At 27.1% G+C, this 26,667-nt stretch carries 24 protein-coding genes; 20 read left to right on the forward strand and 4 right to left on the reverse strand.

Translation table 11 applies throughout. The features are described 5' to 3' along the window. Nucleotides 1–202: 202 nt before the first annotated feature. The 7 genes from AAT22_RS03425 to yaaA all read left to right on the forward strand — a co-directional run bounded on the left by AAT22_RS03425 (nucleotide 203) and on the right by yaaA (nucleotide 9,392). Nucleotides 203–1,324, forward strand: coding sequence for a DNA repair exonuclease (locus tag AAT22_RS03425; RefSeq protein WP_047000261.1), 1,122 nt, complete (start codon nucleotides 203–205; stop codon nucleotides 1,322–1,324). Beyond that, nucleotides 1,311–4,070, forward strand: a complete 2,760-nt coding sequence (locus tag AAT22_RS03430) for an AAA family ATPase (protein WP_047000262.1) — start codon at nucleotides 1,311–1,313, stop codon at nucleotides 4,068–4,070. Before AAT22_RS03425 ends, AAT22_RS03430 begins: the two co-directional genes overlap by 14 nt. A 75-nt stretch (nucleotides 4,071–4,145) precedes the next feature. After that, the gene (locus AAT22_RS03435) at nucleotides 4,146–5,075 is read left to right on the forward strand and encodes a zinc ABC transporter substrate-binding protein (RefSeq protein ID WP_047000263.1); all 930 of its coding nucleotides are present in this window, start codon (nucleotides 4,146–4,148) and stop codon (nucleotides 5,073–5,075) included. Between the two features lie 159 nt (nucleotides 5,076–5,234). Continuing rightward, nucleotides 5,235–7,034, forward strand: a complete 1,800-nt coding sequence (locus AAT22_RS03440; protein ID WP_047000264.1) for a DNA mismatch repair protein MutS — start codon at nucleotides 5,235–5,237, stop codon at nucleotides 7,032–7,034. A gap of 142 nt (nucleotides 7,035–7,176) precedes the next feature. Then, nucleotides 7,177–8,094 (forward strand): 3'-5' exonuclease, encoded by a 918-nt coding sequence (locus AAT22_RS03445; RefSeq protein ID WP_016208005.1) that lies wholly within the window; start codon nucleotides 7,177–7,179, stop codon nucleotides 8,092–8,094. Between the two features lie 92 nt (nucleotides 8,095–8,186). After that, complete coding sequence (locus AAT22_RS03450) at nucleotides 8,187–8,603, forward strand: CBS domain-containing protein (RefSeq protein ID WP_016208004.1); 417 nt, start codon at nucleotides 8,187–8,189, stop codon at nucleotides 8,601–8,603. Between the two features lie 24 nt (nucleotides 8,604–8,627). After that, entirely contained in the window at nucleotides 8,628–9,392 is a 765-nt protein-coding gene (gene yaaA / locus AAT22_RS03455; RefSeq protein WP_047000265.1) for a peroxide stress protein YaaA, read from the forward strand. A gap of 233 nt (nucleotides 9,393–9,625) precedes the next feature. Here yaaA and AAT22_RS03460 read toward each other — a convergent pair whose 3' ends face one another. Genes AAT22_RS03460 through AAT22_RS03470 form a run of 3 tightly spaced genes read right to left on the reverse strand, consistent with a single transcriptional unit; the run spans nucleotide 9,626 to nucleotide 11,440 of the window. Next, nucleotides 9,626–10,273, reverse strand: a complete 648-nt coding sequence (locus AAT22_RS03460; RefSeq protein ID WP_047000266.1) for a hypothetical protein — start codon at nucleotides 10,271–10,273, stop codon at nucleotides 9,626–9,628. An 8-nt stretch (nucleotides 10,274–10,281) separates the two neighbouring features. Beyond that, nucleotides 10,282–10,935: a PspA/IM30 family protein gene (locus AAT22_RS03465; protein ID WP_047000267.1), complete on the reverse strand. Its 654-nt coding sequence runs from the start codon at nucleotides 10,933–10,935 to the stop codon at nucleotides 10,282–10,284. A gap of 19 nt (nucleotides 10,936–10,954) precedes the next feature. Next, nucleotides 10,955–11,440: a hypothetical protein gene (locus tag AAT22_RS03470; RefSeq protein ID WP_052953900.1), complete on the reverse strand. Its 486-nt coding sequence runs from the start codon at nucleotides 11,438–11,440 to the stop codon at nucleotides 10,955–10,957. Nucleotide 11,441: 1 nt separating this feature from the next. Between AAT22_RS03470 and AAT22_RS19515 the strand changes: the two genes are divergently transcribed. Together AAT22_RS19515 and rpsA are read left to right on the forward strand one after the other, a co-directional pair. Beyond that, on the forward strand, nucleotides 11,442–11,564 hold the full coding sequence (locus AAT22_RS19515) for a hypothetical protein (protein WP_278279788.1): 123 nt from the start codon (nucleotides 11,442–11,444) through the stop codon (nucleotides 11,562–11,564). A gap of 473 nt (nucleotides 11,565–12,037) precedes the next feature. After that, entirely contained in the window at nucleotides 12,038–13,183 is a 1,146-nt protein-coding gene (rpsA, locus tag AAT22_RS03475; protein ID WP_016207999.1) for a 30S ribosomal protein S1, read from the forward strand. A gap of 516 nt (nucleotides 13,184–13,699) precedes the next feature. On the opposite strand, the gene pyk is transcribed toward rpsA, so the two are convergent. Beyond that, complete coding sequence (gene pyk, locus AAT22_RS03480) at nucleotides 13,700–15,118, reverse strand: pyruvate kinase (protein ID WP_016207998.1); 1,419 nt, start codon at nucleotides 15,116–15,118, stop codon at nucleotides 13,700–13,702. Nucleotides 15,119–15,273: 155 nt separating this feature from the next. Between pyk and AAT22_RS03485 the strand changes: the two genes are divergently transcribed. From AAT22_RS03485 to minE, 11 genes are all read left to right on the forward strand, one after another. After that, nucleotides 15,274–16,725: an aminoacyl-histidine dipeptidase gene (locus AAT22_RS03485; protein WP_016207997.1), complete on the forward strand. Its 1,452-nt coding sequence runs from the start codon at nucleotides 15,274–15,276 to the stop codon at nucleotides 16,723–16,725. 227 nt (nucleotides 16,726–16,952) lie between these two features. After that, nucleotides 16,953–17,672: an SPOR domain-containing protein gene (locus tag AAT22_RS03490; RefSeq protein ID WP_047000268.1), complete on the forward strand. Its 720-nt coding sequence runs from the start codon at nucleotides 16,953–16,955 to the stop codon at nucleotides 17,670–17,672. A 239-nt stretch (nucleotides 17,673–17,911) separates the two neighbouring features. Continuing rightward, complete coding sequence (locus tag AAT22_RS03495) at nucleotides 17,912–18,481, forward strand: Maf-like protein (protein ID WP_047000269.1); 570 nt, start codon at nucleotides 17,912–17,914, stop codon at nucleotides 18,479–18,481. Nucleotides 18,482–18,538: 57 nt separating this feature from the next. After that, entirely contained in the window at nucleotides 18,539–19,228 is a 690-nt protein-coding gene (gene radC / locus AAT22_RS03500; protein ID WP_016207994.1) for a DNA repair protein RadC, read from the forward strand. Between the two features lie 17 nt (nucleotides 19,229–19,245). Continuing rightward, entirely contained in the window at nucleotides 19,246–20,265 is a 1,020-nt protein-coding gene (locus tag AAT22_RS03505; RefSeq protein ID WP_016207993.1) for a rod shape-determining protein, read from the forward strand. Beyond that, nucleotides 20,265–21,116, forward strand: a complete 852-nt coding sequence (gene mreC, locus AAT22_RS03510; RefSeq protein ID WP_047000270.1) for a rod shape-determining protein MreC — start codon at nucleotides 20,265–20,267, stop codon at nucleotides 21,114–21,116. The genes AAT22_RS03505 and mreC overlap by 1 nt, the downstream gene beginning before the upstream one ends. Before the next feature lie 10 nt (nucleotides 21,117–21,126). Beyond that, the gene (gene mreD / locus AAT22_RS03515) at nucleotides 21,127–21,618 is read left to right on the forward strand and encodes a rod shape-determining protein MreD (protein WP_047000271.1); all 492 of its coding nucleotides are present in this window, start codon (nucleotides 21,127–21,129) and stop codon (nucleotides 21,616–21,618) included. Beyond that, the gene (locus tag AAT22_RS03520) at nucleotides 21,615–24,605 is read left to right on the forward strand and encodes a penicillin-binding transpeptidase domain-containing protein (protein WP_047000272.1); all 2,991 of its coding nucleotides are present in this window, start codon (nucleotides 21,615–21,617) and stop codon (nucleotides 24,603–24,605) included. Before mreD ends, AAT22_RS03520 begins: the two co-directional genes overlap by 4 nt. Nucleotides 24,606–24,752: 147 nt before the next feature. Beyond that, the gene (minC, locus tag AAT22_RS03525; protein WP_016207989.1) at nucleotides 24,753–25,394 is read left to right on the forward strand and encodes a septum site-determining protein MinC; all 642 of its coding nucleotides are present in this window, start codon (nucleotides 24,753–24,755) and stop codon (nucleotides 25,392–25,394) included. Between the two features lie 17 nt (nucleotides 25,395–25,411). Then, nucleotides 25,412–26,206: a septum site-determining protein MinD gene (gene minD, locus AAT22_RS03530; protein ID WP_016207988.1), complete on the forward strand. Its 795-nt coding sequence runs from the start codon at nucleotides 25,412–25,414 to the stop codon at nucleotides 26,204–26,206. A 16-nt stretch (nucleotides 26,207–26,222) separates the two neighbouring features. Further along, nucleotides 26,223–26,483 (forward strand): cell division topological specificity factor MinE, encoded by a 261-nt coding sequence (gene minE, locus AAT22_RS03535; protein ID WP_016207987.1) that lies wholly within the window; start codon nucleotides 26,223–26,225, stop codon nucleotides 26,481–26,483. Nucleotides 26,484–26,667 lie beyond the last annotated feature (184 nt).

Here is a 26,667-nt window from a genome sequence, read left to right on the forward strand (position 1 = left end):
ACCATAAGGGGATTATACTATTGGGAGTTTTTTTCTTGTTTTTGAGTTTATTTTGTTAATTATATAGTATTAATAAAACTATAAATTTAAAGAAATTAATATATTATTGTTGTTCTATAATACTTTAATATTGTATATAAAATAGAAAAATGATAAAATGAGAACAAAAGTTCGTTTACATTTTAAAAATAAAGGTGATAATATGAATAAAGTTAAAATATTACAATCAGGAGATTTACATTTTGATACTCCTTTTAAGGATTTAAATAAAAATATATCATTAATAAGCAAAGAAGAACTCCTAGAAGTATTTAGTAGAATTATTAACATATGCGTACAGAATTCTGTTGATATTTTACTACTAACTGGTGATATATTTGATAATTTAACTGTTGATAAAAAAACTTTAGTTTTTATCAGAAGTGAACTAGAAAGAATATCAAATATAAAAGTATTTATATCTCCAGGAAATCATGATCCATATAATGAAAAATCCTTTTATAAGATGATAGAGTGGCCAAATAATGTTCATATTTTTAAAGGAGCAATGGAAAGTGTAACTCTAGAAGATTTAGGCGTAGTTATATGGGGAGCTGCATTTACCTCTCATCATATTAACAAAAGTATCATGAAGAACATTTATATTGATAAGAAATATATAAATATAATGACTATTCATGGAGATATTTCAAACAATGAAGGTGGGAATGCTTATAATCCAATAACACTAAAAGATATAGAGTCTAGCAATATGGATTATATAGCAATAGGTCATAGACATAATTATAGTGGTATATTAAGAGAAAGAAATACTTGTTATGCTTATGCTGGATGCCCACAAGGAAGAGGTTTTGATGAACTTGGAGATAAAGGAGTAATAATTGGGGAAGTTTTCAAGGGTTCAGTAGATTTGAAATTTTTTAAAACTTCCAAAAGAAATTATCATGTAATAGATGTTGATATAAGTGATTTAGTTAGTTATGAAGAAATAAAAGATAAAATAGTTTCTTCAATAGAGGAAACTGAAAGAAAAAATAATTTGTATAAAATTATTTTAAGGGGAGAAATAGATTCATATATAAAACTAAATGAGGAAATAATTTTTGGAAAAATTAAAGAATATTTCTATTTTGTGAAAGTAGTTGATAAAACAGGAGTAAAGCTAGATTTTGATAAAATATCAAAGGATTATTCAATTAAAGGTGTTTTTGCAAGAAAGTTATTAGAAGAAAATGAATTAGAAGATGAGATTATAAAAATGGCTTTAAAAATAGGTATACAATGTCTGTCTAATGAGGAAGTGAATTTAAATGATTATAAGTAAAATACATATAATTTCTTTTGCAGGATTAAAGAATAAAATATTAGAGTTAGAAGATGGAATAAATATAATATATGGTGAAAATGAAAAAGGGAAAAGTACAATTCAGAACTTCATAAGAATTTGGTTATATGGTATGAATTCGAAAAGAAGTAAGGACATAAAGAATAATGATAGGATAAGGTTTATGCCTATTGATGGTGAAAAAATAAGAGGAGAGCTTTATGTATCGAATAATGATAGAAAATATATAATAAGAAGAAGTTTTGGAACAACTAAGAAAGATGATACCTCAGAGATATTAGATGCAGAAACAGGAGAAATTATTACAAATATCCCAAGTGATGAGCCAGGAAAATATTTTTTAAAAGTAAACTCCTCAACATTTATAAAAACATTATTTATAAGTCAGCTAGGAGTGGCTTTTTCCAAAGATAGAGAAGAAGAGATAATAGATAAAGCTGCAAATTTATTAGGTGATGAAGAGGAAAATATATCAATCCAAAAAGCTTTAGAAAAATTAGATGATATAAAAAAATCAATAACCACTACAAGAAAAAATGGACAATTAGATTTACTTAGAAATAAATATAACCTGCTAATAGAAGAAAGATATGAAGGGTATAATTTATCTAAGAATAATCTTGAAAATGAACAAAAGTTAATAAATTTAAGAGAGAGCGGAAAATCTTTAAGAAAAGAAATAAAAAACTTGGATATATACAAAAAATACATTAAGAAGGTAAAGCTTCAGAAAGAATATGAAGACATAACTGAATATTTAAAGAAAAAAGAAGAGTTAGAAAAGAAGGAAAGATATATAGAAGAAAGTATAGCTTCAAGAAATGGGATAATAGATGAAGTTTTACTAAATGATATAAAAGATGAAAATTCACTATATTTTAGCTTGTTAGATATGAAGATAGATGAGGAAAAAAAATTAGAAAATAGTAAAGTACTTTATCAAAATAAAAGAAATGAATTTGAAGAAATAATTTTTATAGAAAATTTAACTAATGATGAGAAAAATAAATTTATAAAAGCTGTTATGGAAAAAGAAAATTTAGAAGAAAAAATAAGTAATTATGAAAATTTGATAAATGATATAAATTTAATTAAAAAAGAAATAGAGAAAAAACAATCATTAATAGGAAATGCAATAAATTTTAAAGGAAGAAGAGAAGAAATTTCAAGCCTATTAGAAGAATATGAAGATAAATTAAAAGAAATTAAATTCAAATTAGAACATGTTCCTAATGATATCAATATAAAAAACACAGATAATAAAATAAAAAAGAGCTATAAATTAATAAATATATTTTCTATACTTATTGTGATGCTTTTAATATCAATAATATTATTAAAAGGAAATTCGGCTTTATCATTAATTGTATCAATAATACTAGCATTGATATTAGGTGTATTAATGTATATATCTTTTACTATGAAATCTAAAATAAAAAAAGGTAGTGAAATTAATGATAGTGCAGAAGGTGTAAAAAAGCTAGAAGATGAAATAAAAGTAATAGAAAAGGAAATATTTAAATTTACTAAAATTATAGGCTCAACTTCATATGAAGATTTTATTAGGAAATTAAAGCTTTTTGATGAATTTGTATTATATGAAGAAAAGCAAAATATAAAAATATCAGAAAAAGAAAAGCATGTTAATTTACTTAACATACAAAGTGTAAAAGATAATTATAAAAAGAATAAGGAATATATAAGGGATATATTGAATTTAGCTAAAACAAATGATACAAATGAGGTTATGATAATGTTATCCAAATACGATTTAGTAAGTAATGAAATATTATCAATAAAGATAGACATAGAAAAAGAACAAGAGTCAATTAATAAGTTAGAACAAGAGCTTAATATAAGAGAAAAAAGAATAAGGGAAAAGCTAGAATTCATAGGACTAGAAGATATGAATTTGTATAATTTAGAAGAAAAACTATTAGAAATAAAGCAAAAAATAAAACAAAGAGATGATGTATTAAGAAGCTTAGCTAGTATAGAGGAAACCTATAAAGCATTGACTAAGGATAAAGATATTGATGCTATAAAAGAAGAATTAAAAGATATTATAAATGAAAACATAAATTATAGTTATTCCTCAGAAGATGAGATAGATAATCAAGTTACAATAAAATCAAATGAATTAATTGAGGTCGAGAAAAATATAAAAGATGTAGAAAATGATATTAATAATAGGTTTATAGGTAAAAGAGCTATATCTCAAATTGAAGAGGAGATAGAAGAAGTACAAGAAAATATTAATAAATTGGAATTAAGGCTTAAAGCTACTGAACTAGCTATACAAAAAATGAATGAAGCAATAAGAGAAGTTAGAGGTAACTTTGGTAGTATTTTAAATTCAAGTGTTATAGAATACTTCAATAAATTAACAGAAGACAGATATGATAATGTGATGGTTTCAGATTCCTACGAAATGAAAGTTAGAAATGGGGTAGAGGTATTACCGGGAGCTATGCTGAGCAACGGAGCTAATGATCAGTTATATTTATCCCTAAGACTAGCTTTTATAAATATGATATATAAAGATATATCATTTCCAATGATATTAGATGATGCCTTTGTACAATATGACGATAAGAGAACTGAAAGGGCAATAGATATACTTTTAATGTGCAAATTTAAGCAGTTACTGATATTTACATGTCAATTAAGAGAAAGCAATATAGTTAAAAAGAAAAATATAGAAATTAATTATATTTATCTATAGTCTTGACAATAATAGTATATGGAGATAAAATTATATCAGTAAATAATGCAAATCATTTGCAAAAGAGGTGGATGAATGAAGAAAAATTTATTGATTTTAGCTTTAGTAATGGGAATGATATTTTCCTTTTCAGGCTGTACTAACAAAAATAATGAGGACAACTCGCAAAAACTAAGAGTAGGAGTTACTATTAGTCCTTTAAAAGATTTTGCTGAAGCTATAGGTGGAGACAAAGTAGAAGTGTTTTCAATAATACCAGATGGTAGTGATGCACATAGTTTTGATCCAAAACCAAAAGATTTAAATAATTTAATAAACACAAATATGTTCATATACAATGGACTAGGAATGGAAGAATGGATAGATTCTGTTTTAAATACAATTGAAAATAAAGATGTTAAGGTTGTTGAGGCAAGCCAAGGGATTGAAACTATTGAAATTTTAGAAGATGAACATAATGAAGATGAACATGAAGAAGATGATGACCATGAACATAGTGGAAAGGATCCTCATGTATGGCTAAGTTTAGAAAATGCAATAAAAGAAGCTGAGAATATAAAAAATGCATTATCAGAAATAGATTCTGATAATAAAGATTATTATGAAGAAAACTATGAAACTTTAAAGAAAGAATTTATTAGCTTAAAATCTGAATATGAAACTAAATTTAAGGAAATTGATAATAAAGATTTTATCACTGGACATGCAGCCTTTGCTTACTTATGTAGAGATTTTGGATTAACTCAAAAAAGTATAGCAGATGTTTTTGGAGAAGGTGAATTAACTCCTAAAAACTTAGAAGATTTAATAAATTATTGCAAGGAAAATAATGTTAAAGTTGTATTTAGCGAATCTGCAGCAAGTGCAAAGGAATCAGAGACTTTAGCAAAGGAAGTAGGAGCTAAGGTAGAAAAGATATATAGCTTAGAAACAAAAGAAGATAATAAATCATATTTAGAAGGAATGAAATATAATTTAGAGACTATTTATAATTCACTTAAGTAAAAAAGGCCGTAAGGCCTCTTTTATTATTTACGAGGAAATTACCAAAACATTGCCTTGTGAATAATTTTTTATAATTTTCTTACTTCAGTTCTTTTACTTAAGAATTAATGAGAAAGTTTAAAGTTTTATGATAAAATAATGATGAAGGGTGGTATGAAAGTGAACAAGGCATTAAGTTTTTATGAAGAAAAAATATTAAAATATAAAGCTAACATAGAAAAATTAAATTATATTATATCCAAGTTATCTATATTAAGATTACTTATAGTTGGGGTGGCTATAATACTATCGTATTATTTTTACAAAAGAGAAAATATTATATCATTAATTATGTCTTTAATTTTACTTTTCATTATATTTATCATAATAGCCTATTATCACAATATAAAGATAAATGAGAAAAAGGAATATGAAGTTTATATAAATATAAATCGAAAAGGAATATCTAGAATAAAAGGTGAATTTAAGGAAAATGAAGATAAAGGAGAAGAATTTTTAAAAGATGAGCATCCATTTGTTAGCGATTTAGATATATTTGGGAGAAACTCGCTTTTTCAAATGATTAATTCAACTAAAACGAAATTTGGAAGAAGTAAATTGTTTAAAATGTTAACTTTAGAAAGTATTCCAACTAGAGATGAAATATTAAAAAAACAAGATGCAATTAAGGAATTAGGAAGTAAAGTTGAATGGAGACAAAGTCTAGAAGTTAAATCCACACTTAAGAAAAGTGGAACAAAAGATATTGATGAACTTTTAAAATGGGCAAAAAGTAAAAATGAAATAAAACCATTATTTAAAATAATTCCATATTTATTTATAGTAATTACTGTGATGTCAGTAGTATTAGTAATTCTTAATGTATTACCAATAAGTTATTTGATTTTAATGTTTATGATTAATTATTTAGTTGTAAAAATACTTACAAAAGATTTGATACCAATAATAAAATTATTTGATAAGCATAAAAAAGATATAGAAGCATATACAAATTTGTTAATGCTGATAGATAATGAAAACTTTGAGTCTATATTTTTAAAAGATCTAAAGCTTAAGCTAAAAAACAATAGCAAAAGTTGTGTTAAAGAAATGAAGGAACTTAAAAAATTAGTAGATTGGCTAGGGGATAGTTCATCTAATGCATATTATCTGCTATTAAACATAACAATACTTTCAGATATTTTTATCTTAAGAAATTTAGAAGAATGGAGAAAAATAAATGGAGATAAGCTTAAGAAGTGGCTTGACATAATGGGAGAATTTGAGGCACTATCAAGTATAAGTAATCTTTCATTTGATTTTGAAAACTGGAGTTATGCTAAAATAGTCGATGAAGATATAGTAGAAGCAATAGATATAGGCCATCCTATGTTAGGAGAAAGAGCAGTAGTAAATAGTTTTACATTAACATCAAATGAAAAAGTTGCTTTAATTACCGGTTCAAACATGTCTGGGAAAAGTACTTTTTTAAGAACAATAGGATTAAATTTATTACTAAGCTATATAGGAGCTCCAAGTTGCAGTAAAAGTTTTACTTGTGGTATTTTTAGTATATATACTTGCATGAGAACTAAAGATAATTTAGAAGAAAGTATATCATCTTTTTATGCAGAAATATTAAGAATAAAAATATTAATTGAAGCTGCAAAGAAAGGGGAAAAAGTATTTTTCTTATTAGATGAAATATTTAAAGGTACAAATTCAAAAGATAGGCATGAAGGAGCAAAGGTGCTTATAAATCAATTGGTTAATAATAAAGCTTTAGGACTTGTGTCTACACATGATTTAGAATTATGTGATTTAGAAAAAACAAAAATATGGTTAAAAAATTATAATTTTCAAGAATACTACGAAAAAAATAATATAAAATTTGACTATAAACTAAGAATCGGTAAAAGTAAAACCCAAAATGCAGTTCATTTAATGAAGTTAGCTGGGATTGACTTTAGTGATAATTAAATAAGTGGAGCTGTCTTTGCGGCAGCTCTTTATTCTTTTGATTTTCAGGAAATTCTTATATTAAAAATTATAAATTATAGTGAAAATCATTAATAAAAATGGCATAATATACCTATGAATAAAATTTTTGAGAGGTACACTAATGGCATTTATAATAATTGATTTAGAATTTAATAATTTAGAAGGAATACATAAGTATTATTCAAATATATTTGATGAATATCCAAATTTAAAGAATGCAGAATTAGATAACGAAGTAATAGAAATAGGGGCAATAAAGCTAGATAATTATATGAAACCATTAGAAGAGTTTAAGACATATATTAAGCCAGTTGCTATTCCTATATTAAATCCTAAAATATCTGAAATTACTAATATAACAATAGAAGATATAGAAAAAGGAATTTCTTTTAAAGAAGGAATAGAAAGATTAGCTATGATGATAGAAGATGATGATATTATTTGTTCATGGGCAAAAGATGATATTATCGAAATAATAAATAATGCTATGTATCATAATTATGATAATTTAAAGTGGCTTAAAAACTATCTAGATTTACAAGAATACTCAACTAAAATCTTAGCTAAGAAGAAGTCATTAAGTTTAAAAAATGCATTAGAAGAATTGAAGATAAAAATTGACAATAATAAATTACATGATGCTTTAAATGATGCGGTGTACACTTCTTTAGTATTTAAGAGAATATATAATTCAAGAGCAGTTAAGAACTATATTATTAAGGATATTTATAATATGCCAGCAATGGATATAAAAAATTTAGAAGAATATAAATTAGATATAAAAAAGCTTAATGAAAAATGCCCAAAGTGTAATATTAATTTAGATATTGAATATAATTTTACTCCTGTAAAGTGGAGATTTATATCTCTTGGAAAGTGTCCTAAATGCAATAATAAAGTGATGAATGAATTAATAGTTAAAAAGACTTTTAGTGGAGAAGAAGTATACAATGAAATTTCTACCATTATAGATGAAATCGAATATATAAATTATGGATATAAAATTAAAAAAATATATGATAGATTAATAAAGTATTAAATAATTATAAATTTAAAACAATTACATTTCAAATGTGATAAAATATATACGTGATTTAGTTTTAAAATTTAAGTATAGGAGAATGATAAAATATGAATATAGCATTTTTCTTAACACCAAAAAATGAAGTTATATATGAATATTTAGATGCAACAATGAGGCAAGTGATAGAGAGAATGGAACACCATGGATATACGGCTATTCCATTAATAGATAAAGTAGGTAGATATGTAGGAACATTAACAGAAGGAGATTTACTTTGGAAGTTAAAAAGTACTCCAGATTTAAACTTTAGGAATACAGAAAATGTTAAGGTAACTGATATTCCAAGGAAAAGAAAACATAAAAGTGTATCAATAAACTCAAATGTAGAGAGCTTAATTTCTCTTGCAACAAATCAAAATTTTGTACCAGTAGTAGATGATGAAGGCATATTTATTGGTATAATAAAAAGAAGTGATATAATAAATTATTGTTATGGTGAAATGAAAAAGAAAAAGATAGTATAATAGAAAAAGGAAGGGGGATTGGTTATGATAATAGTTATTTCTCCTGCAAAGACTTTAGATTTTGAAAAGAAAGATAATAACTTACCAACGAGTGAACCAAGATTTTTAGCAAAATCAAAGATAATAAATAAGGAACTTAAAAATTATGATAGCTATTCTTTAGAAAAACTTATGAAAATAAGCACAAAATTAGCCACACTAAATAAAGATAGAATTGAAAAATGGACAACTAATTTAGAAACATCAAAACAAGCAATTTTGGCATTTAAGGGTGATGTTTACAGAGGAATGGATGTTGGAAGTCTATCCCATTCAGAACTTTTTTATGCAAATGATCATTTAAGAATTTTATCAGGATTATATGGAATATTAAGACCTTTAGATGGTATTAATGAATATAGATTAGAGATGGGAATAAAATTACCTGTAGATAAATTTAAAAATTTATATGAGTTTTGGGATAATTCTTTGGAAGAAAGTATTCTAGAAGATATAAAAAAACACAAGAATAAAACTATAATTAATTTAGCATCTCAAGAATATTTCAAATCAATTGAAGGATTACTTGAGAGAGAAGATGTTACTGTCATAACACCGACTTTTAAAGAACTTAGAGGAGATAAATATAAAATAATTTCCTTAAACGCTAAAAAAGCAAGGGGAATGATGACTAGATACATTATTCAAAATGAAATAGAAGAAATAGAAGAAATTAAAAAATTTAATTTAGATGGATATGAATTTAATGAAGAAATGTCTAATGAGGAAGAAATAGTATTCACTAGATAAATTGTTTAGATTAAAAAAGAACTTCAAGGAGAAGTTCTTTTTTGCATTTATTTATTAAATATAAACCCTGTAAATGAAAGTAATACAATAATAAATCTTGAAACTAAACTTAGTATGAAAGCCCATCTACTTAAGCCAAGCTGTAGTAGATGGGCTTATCTTTTCAAGAGTCCTAAGGATTTTACCTTAATTATACATTATCCATTCTTAGTTTAAAATTGCGAAGCAATTTATTACGTTTGTTCAAAGGTTTCAACAATTAAATTAAACTCTTCTTCATCTGTTATTTCACCAAAATCATCGTTTGAAATACCAGGATAGTAATAAAGTATAAATTTATCATTAGAATCATAAATGTTTTCTAGTGCTATATATAATCTATTAATATCACAATTTTCTAATGTAGCAAGAACCTTATATTTACTTGCTTTTCCAGTATTGTTATTAGTTAAGTCTAAAATAAAGTTACTGTGAAAACGAACATTTAACTTATTTTTATCGCAACTCTTAATATATGAATTTGATCTACAACCACTACAACTTTCGAAATTACATTCTTTTATACAATTTAAACATGAACATTTAGAACAATTCTGAAATTGATTAAAAGCTTCTAAATTATTTTGCTTATATTTATTTAAATTTGATATCGTATCATCTTTTCTAAAAAAGGAAAACTTCTTATTTTTCGAAGCATATTCTTCATCATTTATCATATCCATATATTCTTTTAATATAGGGAGTTTAGAGTAATACTTTCGCTTTTTTAAAAAACTTTCATCAAGAAAAGGACTTATTTCACTTATTGCATAAGTTATATCAGTATAAACTTTTCCTATATTCTCTTTTTCTTTATTTATAAAATCTATAGTATTTGACATTTATACACCTAATTAATATTCTTATATTTTTCAAGTTCTAAATCAAGATCTACAGTATCCAATGCTTCAAATTCACTATCAAATGTATCAACATCTCTAAGCTCTCCTAATCCTTTAGCTAAAGATTCATGTCTTTGGATTTTTCTTTCTATACTATCAATTTCAATAGAGTTTGATTTAGTTTGAACATTTGCAAGAACTTCATTAACTTTTTGAGATGCTTTAGCATTACTATATCTTGCAGCAGCCTCATCTCTATAATTTCTTGTCTTTTCAATTTCTGCTTCTAGTGCAGCAAGGTTCTTCTTAATAGTGTCAGCTTGTTCTCTTGCAGCTTCATAACTAGATTTTAAGTTAGCAAATTTCTTTTCAGCTTCTATTTTTTTAGCTAAAGCTCTTTTAGCTAAATCCTCATTATTTTTAGATAAAGCTAATTTAACCTTATCTTCGAAATCTTTTATCTCTAATTCAGATGCTTCCATTTTCTTTTTAATTTCATGAGCATTACCTATTATTTGAGCTGAATTTAATTTAGCAGAATTAAGTTGCTTTTCCATATCTCTAACTTTTTGATCTAACAATTCTATTGGATTTTCCATTTCATCTAATGTTGAATTAACTTTCGATTTTAACATATTTGACATTCTTGTGAATATTCCCATAATTGGTATCCTCCTAATATTAATATTTTCTATTTTTTAAATACGATTTTACTACAAAAACTATAACTATGAAGATAATAGCAAGGGTTAGAATAGAGCTTAAAGAGAAAGAAGATCCCCCTCTACTAAAACCTAAATTTCTCATAGCAGATAAGCCATAAGCTATATCTCCAAAAGAAAAACCACCATCATAACTAGTTGTTGTGTCTTTATAATCTTTATCTTGGGTAGTTTTATTTTCATTAGCAGTGTCGGTTGAATTATTTTTATTTTCATCAGTGGTACTAAAGGAACCGGATGAAAAATTCTTTGATGTTCCAGACTTACCTTTATCTACATTGCTAAAGGAACCACTTTTGTAGCCACTAGATGAGCCGGATGTAGATTTTGAATTGGAACTTGAAGTACTTGTCTTACTATTACTACTAGATTTTGAACTATTTGATGAACTACTAGAGCTATTACTAAAAGAGCCGCTTTTAAAAGAATTTGATGATTTAGACACATTGGATTTACCACCACTTGATTTAAAGCTGCTAGAACTAGATTTAGAACTTGACTTAAATCCAGAACTTGATTTAAATCCACCAGAACTTTTAGGTTTAGCAGATACAGTAATTTCACCATGAGTTACATTATCAAATATAGATATTGTATCGATCAGAAAACTAGAAGTTAAAAAAACAAATGTAAAAAATAAGGTTATTATTATTTTTTTGTTATTCTTTTTTATAAGTTTCACCTCCAAGAAAAGATTATGTTTATATATTACAGTAAGAAATATAATTTCTCAAAATGCATTTAAAGTTAAATAATAGGATTTTTGATAGTAAATTAGATAAAAAGTAAAAAATACTCTTTATATCGTAATATTACTGCTATTTTACAATATTAATTAACATTAAAAGAGTTAATAAATATTACTTACCTAATTAAAACTATAATTATATAATATATATAATTATAGCATATTTAATTTATATTATTGCAAAGATATATTTAGGAGTATAAAAATATTTATTGAAGCGTATATACTTGTAATCAATAACATATTATTCTAAAATTAATTTATGATACAAGATTTTTTTAAGGAGTGAAGTACATGACTAACCAAATTTTAGAAGAAACAATGGGGGACTTACTAAAGGACTTTGATGTTAAGAGAATAAGAACTGGAGATATATTAGACGGTGAAGTAATTGATGTAAATGATAAAGAAGTTATGGTAAATATCAATTATGCATTTGATGGAATGATTTTAAAAGAAGATTTAACTAACATGGATAAAGATCCAAGGGAAGTTGTAAGTAAAGGAGATAAAATAAAAGTATATGTTTTATCACCTAATGATGGAGAAGGTTATGTTAAACTTTCAAGAACAAGAGCTTTAGAAATAACAGAAAAGGAAGATATTTTAAACGCATTTAATAATGAAGAAAATATAACTGTATACGTTAAGGAAGAAGTTAAAGGCGGACTAGTTGCTTATTATGGAAACATAAGAATATTTATACCAGCTTCATTGGCATCAAGAGAAAGAATAGAATTAAGTTCATTAGTTGGAAAAGAAATAGAAGTTAGAATTATAGAACTAGATTTTAAAGCTAGAAAGATAGTTGCATCAAAAAGAGTATTAGAAGATGCTGTATATGAAGATAAGAAAAAAGAATTATGGAAATCTGTAAAATCAGGAGAAAAGAGAAGTGGTATAGTTAAGAAAATAATTAAAGCTGGAGCAATAGTAGATATTGGAGGAATAACAGGTTTAATTCATTTAAGTGACTTATCTTGGGGAAGAGTTCATAATGCAGAAGATGTAGTAAGTGTAGGAGATAAAGTAGAAGTATTCATTGGAGAAGTAGATACAAAAAATGAAAGAGTTTCATTAATATTAAAAGATGTAGATAAAGATCCATGGGAAACTAATGCAACAACTTTAAAAGTTGGAGACATTTTAGAAGGAAAAGTAGTTAATTTGCTAAAATTTGGAGCATTTGTAGAACTATTTCCTGGTGTAGAAGGATTAGTTCACATTAATGAAATAACAGAAGAAAACATAGCAAAGCCATCTGATGTACTTAAAGTAGGACAAATAGTTAAAGTCAAAGTTTTAGATGTAGATAAAGTTAACAAGAAGATATCATTAACAATAAAAGATGCAGAAGAAAAATCAAAAGAATATATGAAATACAATGATTCAGATGAAGGAGTTTCATTAGGAGACTTGTTTAAAGGACTTTTTAATTAATAAAAGATATAAATTGCAAATATAAAGGCTACGATAAATAGATATGTTTCATAAGCTAAATATCTACGCAAAGAAGTGCTAGGCTTGGAGAACTACTATGCCAAGAGTTTTGGTTAAACTCGCTGCCCTCAGACAAACCAACAACACTAAGGCATAGTAGTTCTTCCTTCACCAAGTACTTCTAAATTCTCGCTATATGCTTATTTCACCGTCTATTTACCTTCGCCAACTTATATTAAGAATTTAAATTAATAATGAATTAAGTTATTGATAAAAAATAATTGGTGAGGGAAATTAAAAACTTAGTTAAGTGTAGAAGACTATAATTGAGCTTGTTCCCTGTTCCCTGATACCTGTTACTTTTTACCTAAGAAGCTTGCTTCGCAAAATAAATCTATAGTTTACATTTAGTACTTGATACCTGTTCCCTGTTACTTATAAAATGAAAACAACTGTGAACTGTGCCTTGTGAACTATGAACTAGAAATTTTGCTTCGCAAAATATAACAATTGTTATCAGATTTTTTCAATCTTAAGCATATTAGTTCCACCGATTTCAGCACTTGGCATTCCAGCAGCAACTATTATATCATCGCCTTGTTTTGCAAAGGAAAGGTTAGTAGCAACTTTTTTAGCTTCAGATAGTATTTCATCGGTAGTAGTAAATACATCACATTTAGTAGGGAAAATTCCAAAATTAAGATTTAAGCCTCTTCTAACTTCATCATAAGGAGTTATAGCAATAATTGGGCATTTAGGTCTATATTTTGATATAAGCTTAGCTGTTGCACCACTATTAGTAGCAGCAACAACTGCTTTTGCATGTAAGAGGTTTGAACTTCTACAAGCTGAATAACTAATAGCTTCAGAGAAAGAAGTCAATGAAGGTTCTTTTAATCGCTTGTTTAAGTAATTGTAGTCTAAGTTTTCTTCAGTTTCTATTGCTATCTTAGACATGGTTATAGCAGCTTCTATTGGATAATTTCCACTTGCACTTTCTCCACTTAACATAATAGCATCAGTTCCATCAAAGATTGCATTACATATATCGCAAGCCTCAGCTCTTGTAGGAAGAGAATTTCTTATCATAGAGTCAAGCATTTGAGTTGCAGTTATAACTATTTTACCAGCTTCATTACATTTTCTTATTATATTTTTTTGTATGATAGGTACTTTTTCAATAGGAATTTCAACACCCATATCACCTCTAGCAACCATAATTCCATCTGAAGCTTCTATTATAGAATCTATGTTATCTACACCTTCTTGATTTTCTATTTTAGCAATAATTTGGATATATTCACCATTATGTTCCTTTAAAACCTTTCTTACATCATCTATATCAGAAGCTTTTCTTATAAAAGAAGCAGCAACAAAGTCTACTTTATTTTCACATCCAAAAATTAAATCTTCTTTATCCTTTTCGGTTATGGAAGGTAGGTTTATTTTAACATTAGGAACATTAACACCTTTATGGTTTTTAATAGTTCCACCCACTGTAACTATACAATTAATTTCATTTCCTGTTACATTTTCTATTTTGAATCTTAATAAACCATCATCAACTAAAATTTCTCCACCGATTTTGACATCTTTGTATAAGTCAGTATAGGATATAGAACATTTTTCATTATCACCCAGTATTTCATTACCACAAATAAAAGTAAACTTTTGACCTTCAGTTAGAAGAACACCATCATTTACAAAGTTGTGTGTTCTAATCTTTGGACCTTTAATATCTAAAATAATAGCAGTAGGAGATTTTAAATCTTCCCTAACCTTTTTTATAAGATCTATTTTTTGTTTATGAGTTTCGTGAGTGCCATGTGAAAAATTTAATCTAGCTGCACTCATCCCTATTTCTATAAATTTTCTTAGAATTTCTTCGTTATCACTAGCAGGTCCAATTGTAAAAATCATTTTTGTTTTTTGCATAAAAATCACCTCACACTTAAATTAAAAATAGTTAAATATAAAGAATATTTAGAATATTTATAATAAAAAAATAGAATTTAAGTATCATATATACTATGATATACTAAAACTATATATTAATTCTAACATAATTTACTAAGAAGGGAGAAAAAAACATGAATATTTTACAAAATTTAGAACCAAAAAATGTTTTTAAATATTTTGAAGAGATATCACAAATACCAAGAGGATCAGGAAATGAAAAGGCTATAAGTGATTATTTGGTAAGTGTAGCTAAAAAGTTAAATTTAGAAGTAATTCAAGACAATGCATTAAATGTTATTATAAAGAAGCCTGGAACAAAGGGGTATGAAAGTTCTGATACTGTAATACTTCAAGGTCATATGGATATGGTTTGTGAAAAAAATAAAGGAACTAATCATGATTTTGAAAAGGACCCTTTAAAATTAAGAGTAATTGATGATATGGTTTATGCAACAGATACTACTTTAGGATCAGATAATGGAATTGCAGTAGCTTATGCTTTAGCTATATTAGAGTCAACAGATATATCACATCCACCTATTGAAGTTTTAATAACTACAGACGAAGAAACTGGTATGTCAGGAGCAATGGCTATCGCTAAAGAACATGTAACTGGAAAGATATTATTAAATCTAGATAATGAAGAAGAAGGACATCTATTAGTAAGTTGTGCAGGTGGGATAAGAAGTAAGCATGTATTAAATGTAAATTTAGAAGAAGCTGGAGATTACAATAATTTCTTACATATAGCAGTAAGAGGACTAAAGGGCGGCCATTCTGGAATGGAGATCAATAAAGAAAGAGGAAACTCTAATAAAATAATGGGTAGAATTTTAAAATCTTTGTTAACTTTAGATTTTAAATTGGTTTCAATAAATGGTGGATCTAAAAATAATGCTATTCCAAGAGAAGCTGATGCAATAATAGCCTTAAAAAGTGATGATTTAGAGAACGCTAAAGGATTAATAAATGAATGGAATCCAATTTTAATAAATGAATTAAAGACACAAGATCCAGGAATAAATGTTAGTATTTTAGAAAACACCGAAAAGATAGAAAAAGTATTCAGTAAGGAATGTACTGAAAAAGCTGTTAATTTATTATATTTAATACCAAATGGAATAAACACAAACAGCGTAGAAATAAAAGACTTAGTAGAAAGTTCAACAAACTTAGGAGTTGTTACTACCAATGGAACTAAGGTTGAATTTGATAGTGCAATAAGAAGTTCAGTTGCATCTTTAAAGGATGAAATAGTTTTAAGAAGCAAGACTATAGCAGAACTTATTGGAGCAGAATTTGAAACTACTGCAGGATATCCAGAATGGCAATATGATAGTGAATCAAAAGTAAGAGGAATTTGCCAAGATGTGTATAAAAGAATGTATGGAAAAGATGCAAAAATAGTAGCAATACACGCAGGGGTTGAATGTGGATTATTTAATGAAAAATTAGGGAAGCTAGATATGATTAGCTTTGGTCCAAATTTATATGATGTTCATACTCCACAAGAACATATGAGTATAACATCAGTAAAAAATGTTTGGGATTATTTATTAGAAGTACTTAAAGAACTAAAATAGAATTTATTAATAATTAAATAAATATGCAAATAAAAATAGTTATACCATTATTTTATGGTGTAACTATTTTTATTTGCAGCGCAAAGTGTGTACTAGAAAATTGCTTCGGAATTTAAAAAATAATTTTACATAATGAATATTATCAAAAATATTAGAATATATATCTAATATACAAAATGTAATTAAACTAACAATTAATTGTTAATTACCGAAGGGGGGATGATAAAGTGAAGTACACAAAATATCATTACAAAAAGAAAAATGATGGAGCTAAGTTTATAACTTCATTAGTTATGACAACTCTTGCTGCTATAGTTATAGGTTTAATTGGGGCATGGGTAGTGCTAAAGGTTATGCCTATTATAAATAGCAATGGATTGCAACCAGTAATAAACACAAATAACAATACTCAGAATAATAATACACAGAATAATGAACAACAAGTTAAAGAACAAAAATTTTCTTTTATACAATGTGGATATTTTTCCAAAGAAGATAATGCTAAGCAGGTATTAGCTAAGATAGGGAATGATTTTAATTCCTTTATTGCAAAGGATGAGACTGGAAAGTTTAGAGTATTAGCAGGTGTAACAAGTGAAGATAAGTTAGCAGAAGTAACAGAGAAACTAAAATCAAAAGGAGTAGAAAATGCCAAAATAAGTATGGTGTTAAATCAGAATGATGAAGTTCAAGGGCAAATTGCAGCAATAACAGAAGGTTATTTGCAAATAATAAACACTGCAAATGATGAAGAAGTTAAAGAAATAAATACAAAAGATTTTAAGATTTGGACAAAAGAACTAAAAGAAGTTAGTGATGGTAAAGGTGTAGATATATTGAAAGAGTATAAAGCTCATATAGAGGCGTTACCAGAATTAATTACTAGAGAAAATACAGTATCAGAAGTAGAGTATATTTATTCAATATTAAGTAAAGTACAGGAATAAAAAGCAATCATGGATAAAAATTACAAAACTATTAAAAATAAATAAAAATTAAACAAAGAAAGACAAAGCCACTTGTTTGAAGTCTTATATAATGATAAACTATATAAGATATAAGATAGGAATAAATGGCTTTGTCTTTATATCTATTCATTGTTAAATTAAGCATTAAATATTTAGAGTTTAAAACATCACCTTTTGTTAATACTATAAAATATGTATAAAAATAGGATGTGATAGGTTTGAAATATGTTTTAGCGTCAGGCTCAGAAAGACGACAAGAATTATTACATAGAATAATAGATGAATTTGACATAATAATAAGTGACTTTGATGAACATAAGGTTTTATTTGAAAACAATGTAGATAAATATGTGATTACATTAGCCAAGGGAAAGGCTCTTGGTGTTAAAGAGAGCCTAAAAGAAGATGCAATAATAATTGCAGGAGATACTATAGTTGTTTTAGATAATAAAATATTAGGAAAGCCTACCAGTGAAGAAGATGCATATAACATGTTAAAACTACTTAGTGGAAAAACTCATAGAGTTTATTCTGGAATAGTAGTTGTAAATATGTATAATAATAAAATAGAAGAAAAATCTCTTTACACAGAAGTTAAATTTTCAACTTTAAGTGATGATGAGATAAATGATTACATAAGAACTGAAGAACCTTTTGATAAAGCAGGAGCTTATGGAATCCAGGGGTATGGTGGTGTATTTATAGAAGGTATAAATGGATGTTATTACAATGTAGTAGGACTACCATTAAATCTTTTAAATAAAATGCTTAATAAGGTTAAAGAATAATAATTTAGGGTATATTTAATAATAAGAATAGTATTATTTTGAGGAGTAATTACATAGATGAATAATAGTATAAAAGTTATTGATATACCAAAAGAAGAAAGACCGATAGAAAAGCTATTGCTTAATGGACCAGAAGTGTTAAGTAATGCAGAACTTCTTGCTGTGATCTTAAGAACAGGAACAAGAGGCGAAAATGTTATTTCATTAAGTACAAGAATACTTTCTGAATTTGATGGACTTAGTGGTTTATTAGAAACAGATATTAATGAAATTACTAATATAAAAGGAATTAAAAACATAAAAGCAAGCCAAATACTAGCTATGGGTGAGCTCTTTAAAAGAATTAGTTCATTAAATCTTTTAAAGAAAAATATAAATATATCTTCACCAAGCGACATATCAAAGCTTTTAATGAATGAAATGGTTGGTTTAAAGCAAGAAATATTAAAATTGATAATGTTAGATACAAAGAATAATATTATAGGTATTAAAGACGTGTTTAAGGGGAGCCTAAATACATCTATAGTACATCCAAGGGAGATATTTAAAGAAGCTCTTAAAAAAAGTAGTTCAAGTATAATTATTTGTCATAATCATCCATCAGGAGATCCTACACCTAGTAAAGAAGATATTAATATTACTATAAGATTAAAAGAGTGTAGCAAGATAATGGGAATTGATTTACTAGATCACTTAATAATTGGAAAATATAAATTTGTAAGTTTAAAAGAAAAAGGAATAATATAAGCGAAAGGGGAATTCATATGGGATTTTTCAGTAGTAATAAGGATATGGGAATAGATTTAGGAACAGCAAATACGCTTGTTTTTGTTAAGGGGAAAGGTATAGTTTTAAGTGAACCTTCAGTAGTTGCTATAAATAGTGCTACAAGAAGACCTTTAGCAGTAGGTGCTGAAGCTAAGTTAATGATAGGAAGAACACCAGGAAATATAGTAGCTATTAGACCATTAAAAGATGGGGTTATAGCTGACTTTGACATAGCACAAACAATGTTAAAAAAATTAATAGAAAAGGTAACTAGCAAAAGTGCCTTTACTAGTCCAAGAATTATAGTTTGCTATCCATCAGGAGTAACAGAGGTTGAAAGAAGAGCAATAGAAGAAGCAGCTAAATTTGCAGGAGCAAGAGATGTTGTACTAATGGAAGAACCTATGGCGGCAGCAATAGGAGCAGGGCTTCCAGTTGGAGAACCAACAGGAAGTATGATAGTTGATATTGGTGGAGGAACAACAGAAGTTGCTATAATTTCTTTAGGTGGAATAGTAACTAGTAAGTCATTAAGAGTAGCTGGTGATGAATTAGACCAAGCAATAATAGCTTATATAAAGAAAGAATTTAACCTAATGATAGGTGAAAGAACAGCAGAACAAGTTAAAATGGAACTTGGATCAGCATATAAAACAGATGAAGAAGAAATTAACATGGATATCAAGGGAAGAGATATGATTACAGGATTACCAAAGACAGTGGTAGTTACAGATACTCAAATTAGAGATGCATTAAAGGAACCTGTATATGCAATTATAGAATCAATAAAGACAACTCTAGAAAAGACACCACCTGAACTTGCAGCAGATATAATGGAAAAAGGAATAATGTTAGCTGGTGGAGGCGCTCTATTAAGAGGATTGGATATGTTAATTAACCACGAAACAAATATGCCTGTTCATATAGCAGAATCACCTCTTGATTGTGTTGTTTTAGGAGCGGGTAAGGCATTAGATAACTTTGATGAATTAAGCAAAAGTCAAAGAGGTCAATAATGAAGCTTCTAAAGAATAAACTGGCAGTTACTATAATAGTGCTGTCAGTTGCCTTTTTAGGCATAATTATTTATACAATTAATAGTGAACAAAAAAATATTGTTTCAAGTGGTTTTGGTAGTGCTGTTAACCCTCTGCAAAAAGTGGTATATACTATAAATGATAAAATAAAGGGAACTTTAGATTTCTTTTTAAATTTTTCAAAGGTTAAAGAAGAGAATAATGATTTAACTAAAAAAAATATAGAATTAGAAAATAAGATATTAGAGTATGATAAATTAAAGGAAGAAAATGATAGGTTAAGGGAAGTTTTAAACTTTAAAGATTCAAAAAATAATTATGATTATTTAGGATGTGAAATAATAGGCTATAGTGGTGAAAGTTTTTCCAATGGATACATTATAGATAAAGGTGAAAATGATGGACTAAAGAAGGGTATGGTTATTATTTCTAACAAAGGACTTGTTGGACAAATAGCTAGTACAGGCTCCAACTGGGCAATAGTTCAAAGTTTATTAAATGAAAATATAGCAGTTTCTGTAATGATAAATAGTACAAGAGAGACAACTGGAATATTAAAGGGATATATAACTCATAGTAATGATAACTTGACTAAAGTTACTAATTTACCAATAGATTCAGCAATAAAAGAAGGTGATGTAATAGTTACATCAGGACTTGGACAAATTTATCCAAAGGAAGTAAGAGTGGGGGAAGTTATATCTGTTGAAACAGACGAAATTAAGGTAATGAAAACGGCAATAGTTAAACCTTTTGTTGATTTTAATAGGCTAGAAGAGCTTTTTGTAGTTATTCCAAAGGAAACAAGAGAAATAAAATATGATAATTAGAGGGTAGTATATGAAAAAATGGGTTTTAATTTTAATTTCACTAGTGCTTTTAATACTTGATAATTCTCTTATGCCTTTTTTAGCTATAAAAGGATCTTATCCAAGTTTACTTTTCATCTTTATAATAGCATACTCAATAATAAATGGAAAATCAGAAGGAGTATTTATTGGAGTTGTAGCAGGGTTAATGCAAGATGTATTTTTTGACAATAGCTTTGGGATAAATACTTTGATAAATATGCTATTATGTTTACTAGCAGCTATAATAGGAGAAAACATATATAGGGAAAAAAAATTCATACCTGTAATATCAATTATATTTATATCTATATTAAAGGTATTGTCAATATTTACAATATTTAAGCTTGCAGGTAGAACAATAAATATACAAGTGGGGATGTTTACTGCTTTGTATAATGCTGTAATAATGTTTTTAGGGTATAATTTTGTTTTAAAGCTTTATGATATTGAATATAAAAATAGATCATGGAGGTTTAAATGATAGTAAATAAGCCGAAAAAGAAAAAGAAAATTTCAAGGTACACTGTATTAAATGCCATAATGATATTACTCTTTACTACAATAATGTTTAAACTTTTATATATTCAAGTTTATAAGCATGAGGATTATAAGGAAAAAGCAGATATAAGTTCTACAAGATTTATATCTGAGAAGGCCCCAAGAGGAAAAATATATGATAGTGAAGGTAATGTTTTAGCAACTAATATTCAGACATATACATTAACTTATACTAAGCCAAGTGATGAAAAAGAAAACTTTTATGAAACAATGGATAAAGTTTTTAAAATTTTATCTGAGAATGGCGAAAAATTTCAAGATGAATTAATACTAAAAATAGATAGTAACGGAAAGTTTTATTTTGATTTTAAGACAGATGATGCAGATACTAAAAAAATTGTAGAAGTTAGGTTTAAAAGAGATAGAGGATTAAATGAAGAAATAGAGCAAGAACTTTACAAAGATAAACAATCAGACTATACAGATGAAGAAATAGCTAAAGTAGATAGTGAGCTATTAAAGATATCTCCAGAAGAAACTTTCTACAAATTAGTTAAAGTATATAGTTTGCAGGAACTTATAAATCCATCTCCAATTCAAGAAGAAGGAGAAAGTGATAAAGAATATGAAGCAAGAGTTGATGCATATGATGATAAGATGAAAGCTTACAAGAAGATGTCTGGAAAAGAAATATTAGATGAGCTTTTAGCTACATATTCTATTAACGACATAAGAAATTATATAGTTGTAAAAGATGCTGTAAAAATGCAAAGTTTTAAGGGCTATAGAGCAGTAACAATTGCTTCAAATATAAAGAAAGAAACAGCATTTATAATTTATCAAAAATTAAATGACTTAGCAGGTATAGATGTAAGCATAGAACCAATTAGATATTATCCATATAATACTTTAGCATCGGGAACATTAGGATATTTATCATCAATAGACTCTTCAAAAGAAACAAATTATGAATTAAGGGGATATGATGTATCTTCCGATTTAATTGGTGTAGCTGGAATAGAATCATCTTTTGAAGATCAATTAAAGGGAACAAAGGGAGGTACAACTGTTAAGGTAAACTCTAAAGGAAGAGTAACTGAAGAGTTATTTAAGCTTGATTCATACCCAGGAAATAATGTTCATTTAACAATAAATAAAGATGTTCAGTATGCAGCTGAACAAGCACTTAAAGATACTATGGAACGTATTAAAAGTATTGCACCAAATGCAACTAGAGGAGCAGTTGTAGCAATAGAAGTTAATACAGGCCGAATAATTGCAATGGTTAGTTATCCTGGATATGATCCCAATATATTTTCTATACCAGGAATGTTAACAGAGGATTTATCGAAGCAATATTTTGATCCAGATATAGAGAGTTTTGCTAAGGAATATATGCAAAGAACTGGAGCCAAAGGGAATATAGATGACTTATTTCCAGTAGATGAAACTACAGGGGTAAGGAGAGATGCAATAGATGTGTATCCTAAGAACTTCTTTAATTATGCAACACAAGGATTATTGCCACCAGGTTCCACATTTAAACCACTTACTGCTACAGCAGCATTGATGGAAGGTGTAGTTAATGAATATGAGTCCATGAGTGATACTAGTGGTACTTGGAGTAAAGAAGAATTAGGAGGAATGATATTAAAGAATTTTGAAGGTGTAGCGAATGGGGCAACAGATTTAAGAAAAGCTCTACAAGTATCATCTAACTTTTATTTCTATGAACTTGGATATAGACTATATAAAAATAGTGGTGGAGATGTTAATGGAGGAAATTTAGAAGCATTAGATACACTAGCAAAGTATGCATGGAAATTTGGTTTTGGAGTTGATCCTAAAGAGCAAAATAATAAAAGTTTATCAACGGGAATACAAATTGAAGAAAATTTTGGTCAGGTATATAATTTTAAATCATGGAAAGATAAAATAGTAGAAAGACCAATGTACGAAATAGTAGAAGCTTTAAAAAATGGAAGCTATTATTCGTATTCATTTATTCCATTAAATATAGAAGAAAATGAAAATGATAAAGATGAATTAAAAGAAGCCAAAACAGCTCTTAAGGCTGAAATGAAAGCCGCTTTAGAAAAAGTTGGAACAGATGAAGAAATTTATAATAATTCTATATATTCAGAAAGTCTAGTTCCATATGTAAAAAAAATAATGGATTTATCAGAAGATTATAAAGCTAAGGTTAATGAAACTTCACAAAGAAGAACTGTGGATATTAATGAAGAAGCTGGAGTAATTTGTGATGCAATAGCTTATTATGTTTTAGACAACTTAACATCTGAAATAAAAACACCAGGGCAAATAATATCTAGTGCAATTGGGCAAGGTATGAATTCATTTACGCCAGTACAAATTGCGAATTATGTTGCAACTTTAGCTAGTGGCGGAACAAGATATAAAGTTACTCTTGTAGATAAGATAACATCACCAACAGGAGAAGTTATAAAGGAATATAAACCAGAGGTCGTTGATAAATTGGATATACCAGAAAATTATCTAAATGCTATAAAAGATGGTATGTATAAAGTTAATACTAGTGCAAGTAACGGAACTGCTTATCTAAGTTTTAATAATTTTCCAATTAAGGTTGGAGGAAAAACAGGTACAGCTGACTTTAGTACAGATGAACAATATGCTATCCAAGGTAGATTAGCATATGGTAACTATATAAGTATGGCACCATTAGATAATCCACAAATAGCTATATTTTCTACTATTTATGATGGTAAGAGAGGTAGTGAAGGTGCAACAATTCATAAGGCTATATATGAAGCTTTCTTTAAGGAAGAGTTATTAAAAATTGATCCTTCATATGCTTCTAAATCAGAATCATTTAGAAAATATGTTTTAGAATCACCACTGAAAGATAACAAAGATGATAGTATAAAACTAGAAAATAATGTAACAAATGCAAATAATAACTTAAATACGAATACAAATAACCAATAAAAACCATGTTTTTACATGGTTTTTTTTATTTTACTATAAATTATGTAAATTATTGTTGTTAAATGCTATAATGTAATTGTATAATTATAGAATAGATAAATTAAATTTATAATTATGGAAACCTTAATTATTGGTGGAGGGTGGCCAATGAACGATGATAGAATTCAAATAAAAGGTACAAAGGAAGGTATCAATGCAACAATTGATATAGACAGATTTTTTAATTTTGATGATATGATAGAAGCTTTATTAAAGAAATTAACAATAGGAAAGGGCTTTTATAAAGGTTCGTCTATTAAAATAATAACAAATTTAAAAAGTTTAAATGAAAATGATATCTTGAAATTGAGAGGTATTTTATTTGAAGATATACAAATAAAAGATTGTACCTTTGAAGAAATAAAACAAACAGATCAAAAAGAAAATAAAATTTTTAATGGAGTATATGAAGGAAAAACTAAATTTATAAAGAAAACAATAAGAGGTGGACAATTAGTAAAATACTACGGAAATATTGTTATAATTGGCGATATTAATAATGGAGCTGAAGTTTATGCAGGTGGAAATATAGTTGTATTAGGTACAATTAAAGGTCAAGTACATGCAGGTGTAGGTGGTAATAAAAAAGCCATAATTTCAGCCTTTAATCTTCAACCAGAAATACTTCAAATAGCAGATATAGTTACTATAGCACCAGATGATGGAATAAAACCATCATATCCAGAATTAGCAAAGATTAAAGATAATATTATTGTGGTAGAACCATATTTACCAAAGAAATATATATAGTGTTGGAGGGAGAAAAAATGGGAATTTCTATAGTTATTACATCAGGTAAGGGTGGAGTTGGAAAAACAACAACTACAGCCAATATTGGAACTGCTTTAGCTGCACTAAATAAAAGAGTTGTGGTTGTAGATGGTGATACAGGTCTTAGAAATTTAGATGTTTTAATGGGACTTGAAAATAGAATAGTTTATACAATAACAGATGTTATAGAAAATAGATGTAGACTTAAACAAGCTTTAATAAAAGATAAAAGATATCAAAACTTATTCTTATTACCGACAGCTCAAACTAAGGATAAGGATGATATAAGACCACAAGATATGTTAAAAGTAATTAATGAGTTAAAGGAAGATTTTGATTATGTTTTAATAGATTGTCCAGCTGGAATAGAACAAGGATTTGAAAATTCTGTTGTTGGCGCAGACAGAGCAGTAGTTGTAGTAAATCCTGAGATAACATCTGTAAGAGATGCTGATAGAGTTATTGGAAAATTAGATGCAAAAGGGTTAGATGACCATGCAGTAATAATCAATAGATTAAATTATGAAATGACTCAAAGAGGGGATATGCTAGATGTTCCTGATATAATAGAAACTTTATCAATAGAACTTTTAGGAGTAGTTCCTGATGATAAAAACATAACAGTGTCAACTAATAAAGGTGAGCCGATAGTTCTTGATGAAAAGTCAATGTCAGGACAAGCCTTTAGAAATATAGCAAGAAGAATAAATGGTGAAGAAGTTCCTCTCTTAGATTTAAAAACAGGGGGAGAAGGATTCTTCGCATCATTAAAGAAATTATTTAAACGTTAAAAGGGGGGTATGAGAGGTGGAATTTTTTAAAAAGTTTTCAAATAAACCAACACCTAAAGAAGTAGCAAAAGATAGATTAAAATTAATATTGATACATGATAGAGGTGATTTACCTCACGAAACCCTGGAAAAAATAAGAATAGAGATATTAGAAGTAATATCTAAATATATAGAAATAGATGCTGAAGATGTTGAGATAGCTGTAAGTAAGCCAGAAAACGTTGAAAGAAATAATCCAGCTTTAGTGGCTAATATACCAATAAAAAATATAAAATAGTAATGGATTTGCTTTATAACAAATATTATAAAAATTTGATAATATAAAGTTGTTTATAAGATATATTACTAATTATTAGAAGTATAATAGAAAAAAGACTTTTATACGACATGAGACTTATATTTAATAGGTAGCATGTCGTATTTTATTTTTAATTTTTTTATATATATTAAATATTTAATAT

Source organism: Clostridium sp. C8 (genome assembly GCF_001010885.1).
Taxonomy (GTDB): domain Bacteria; phylum Bacillota; class Clostridia; order Clostridiales; family Clostridiaceae; genus Clostridium; species Clostridium sartagoforme.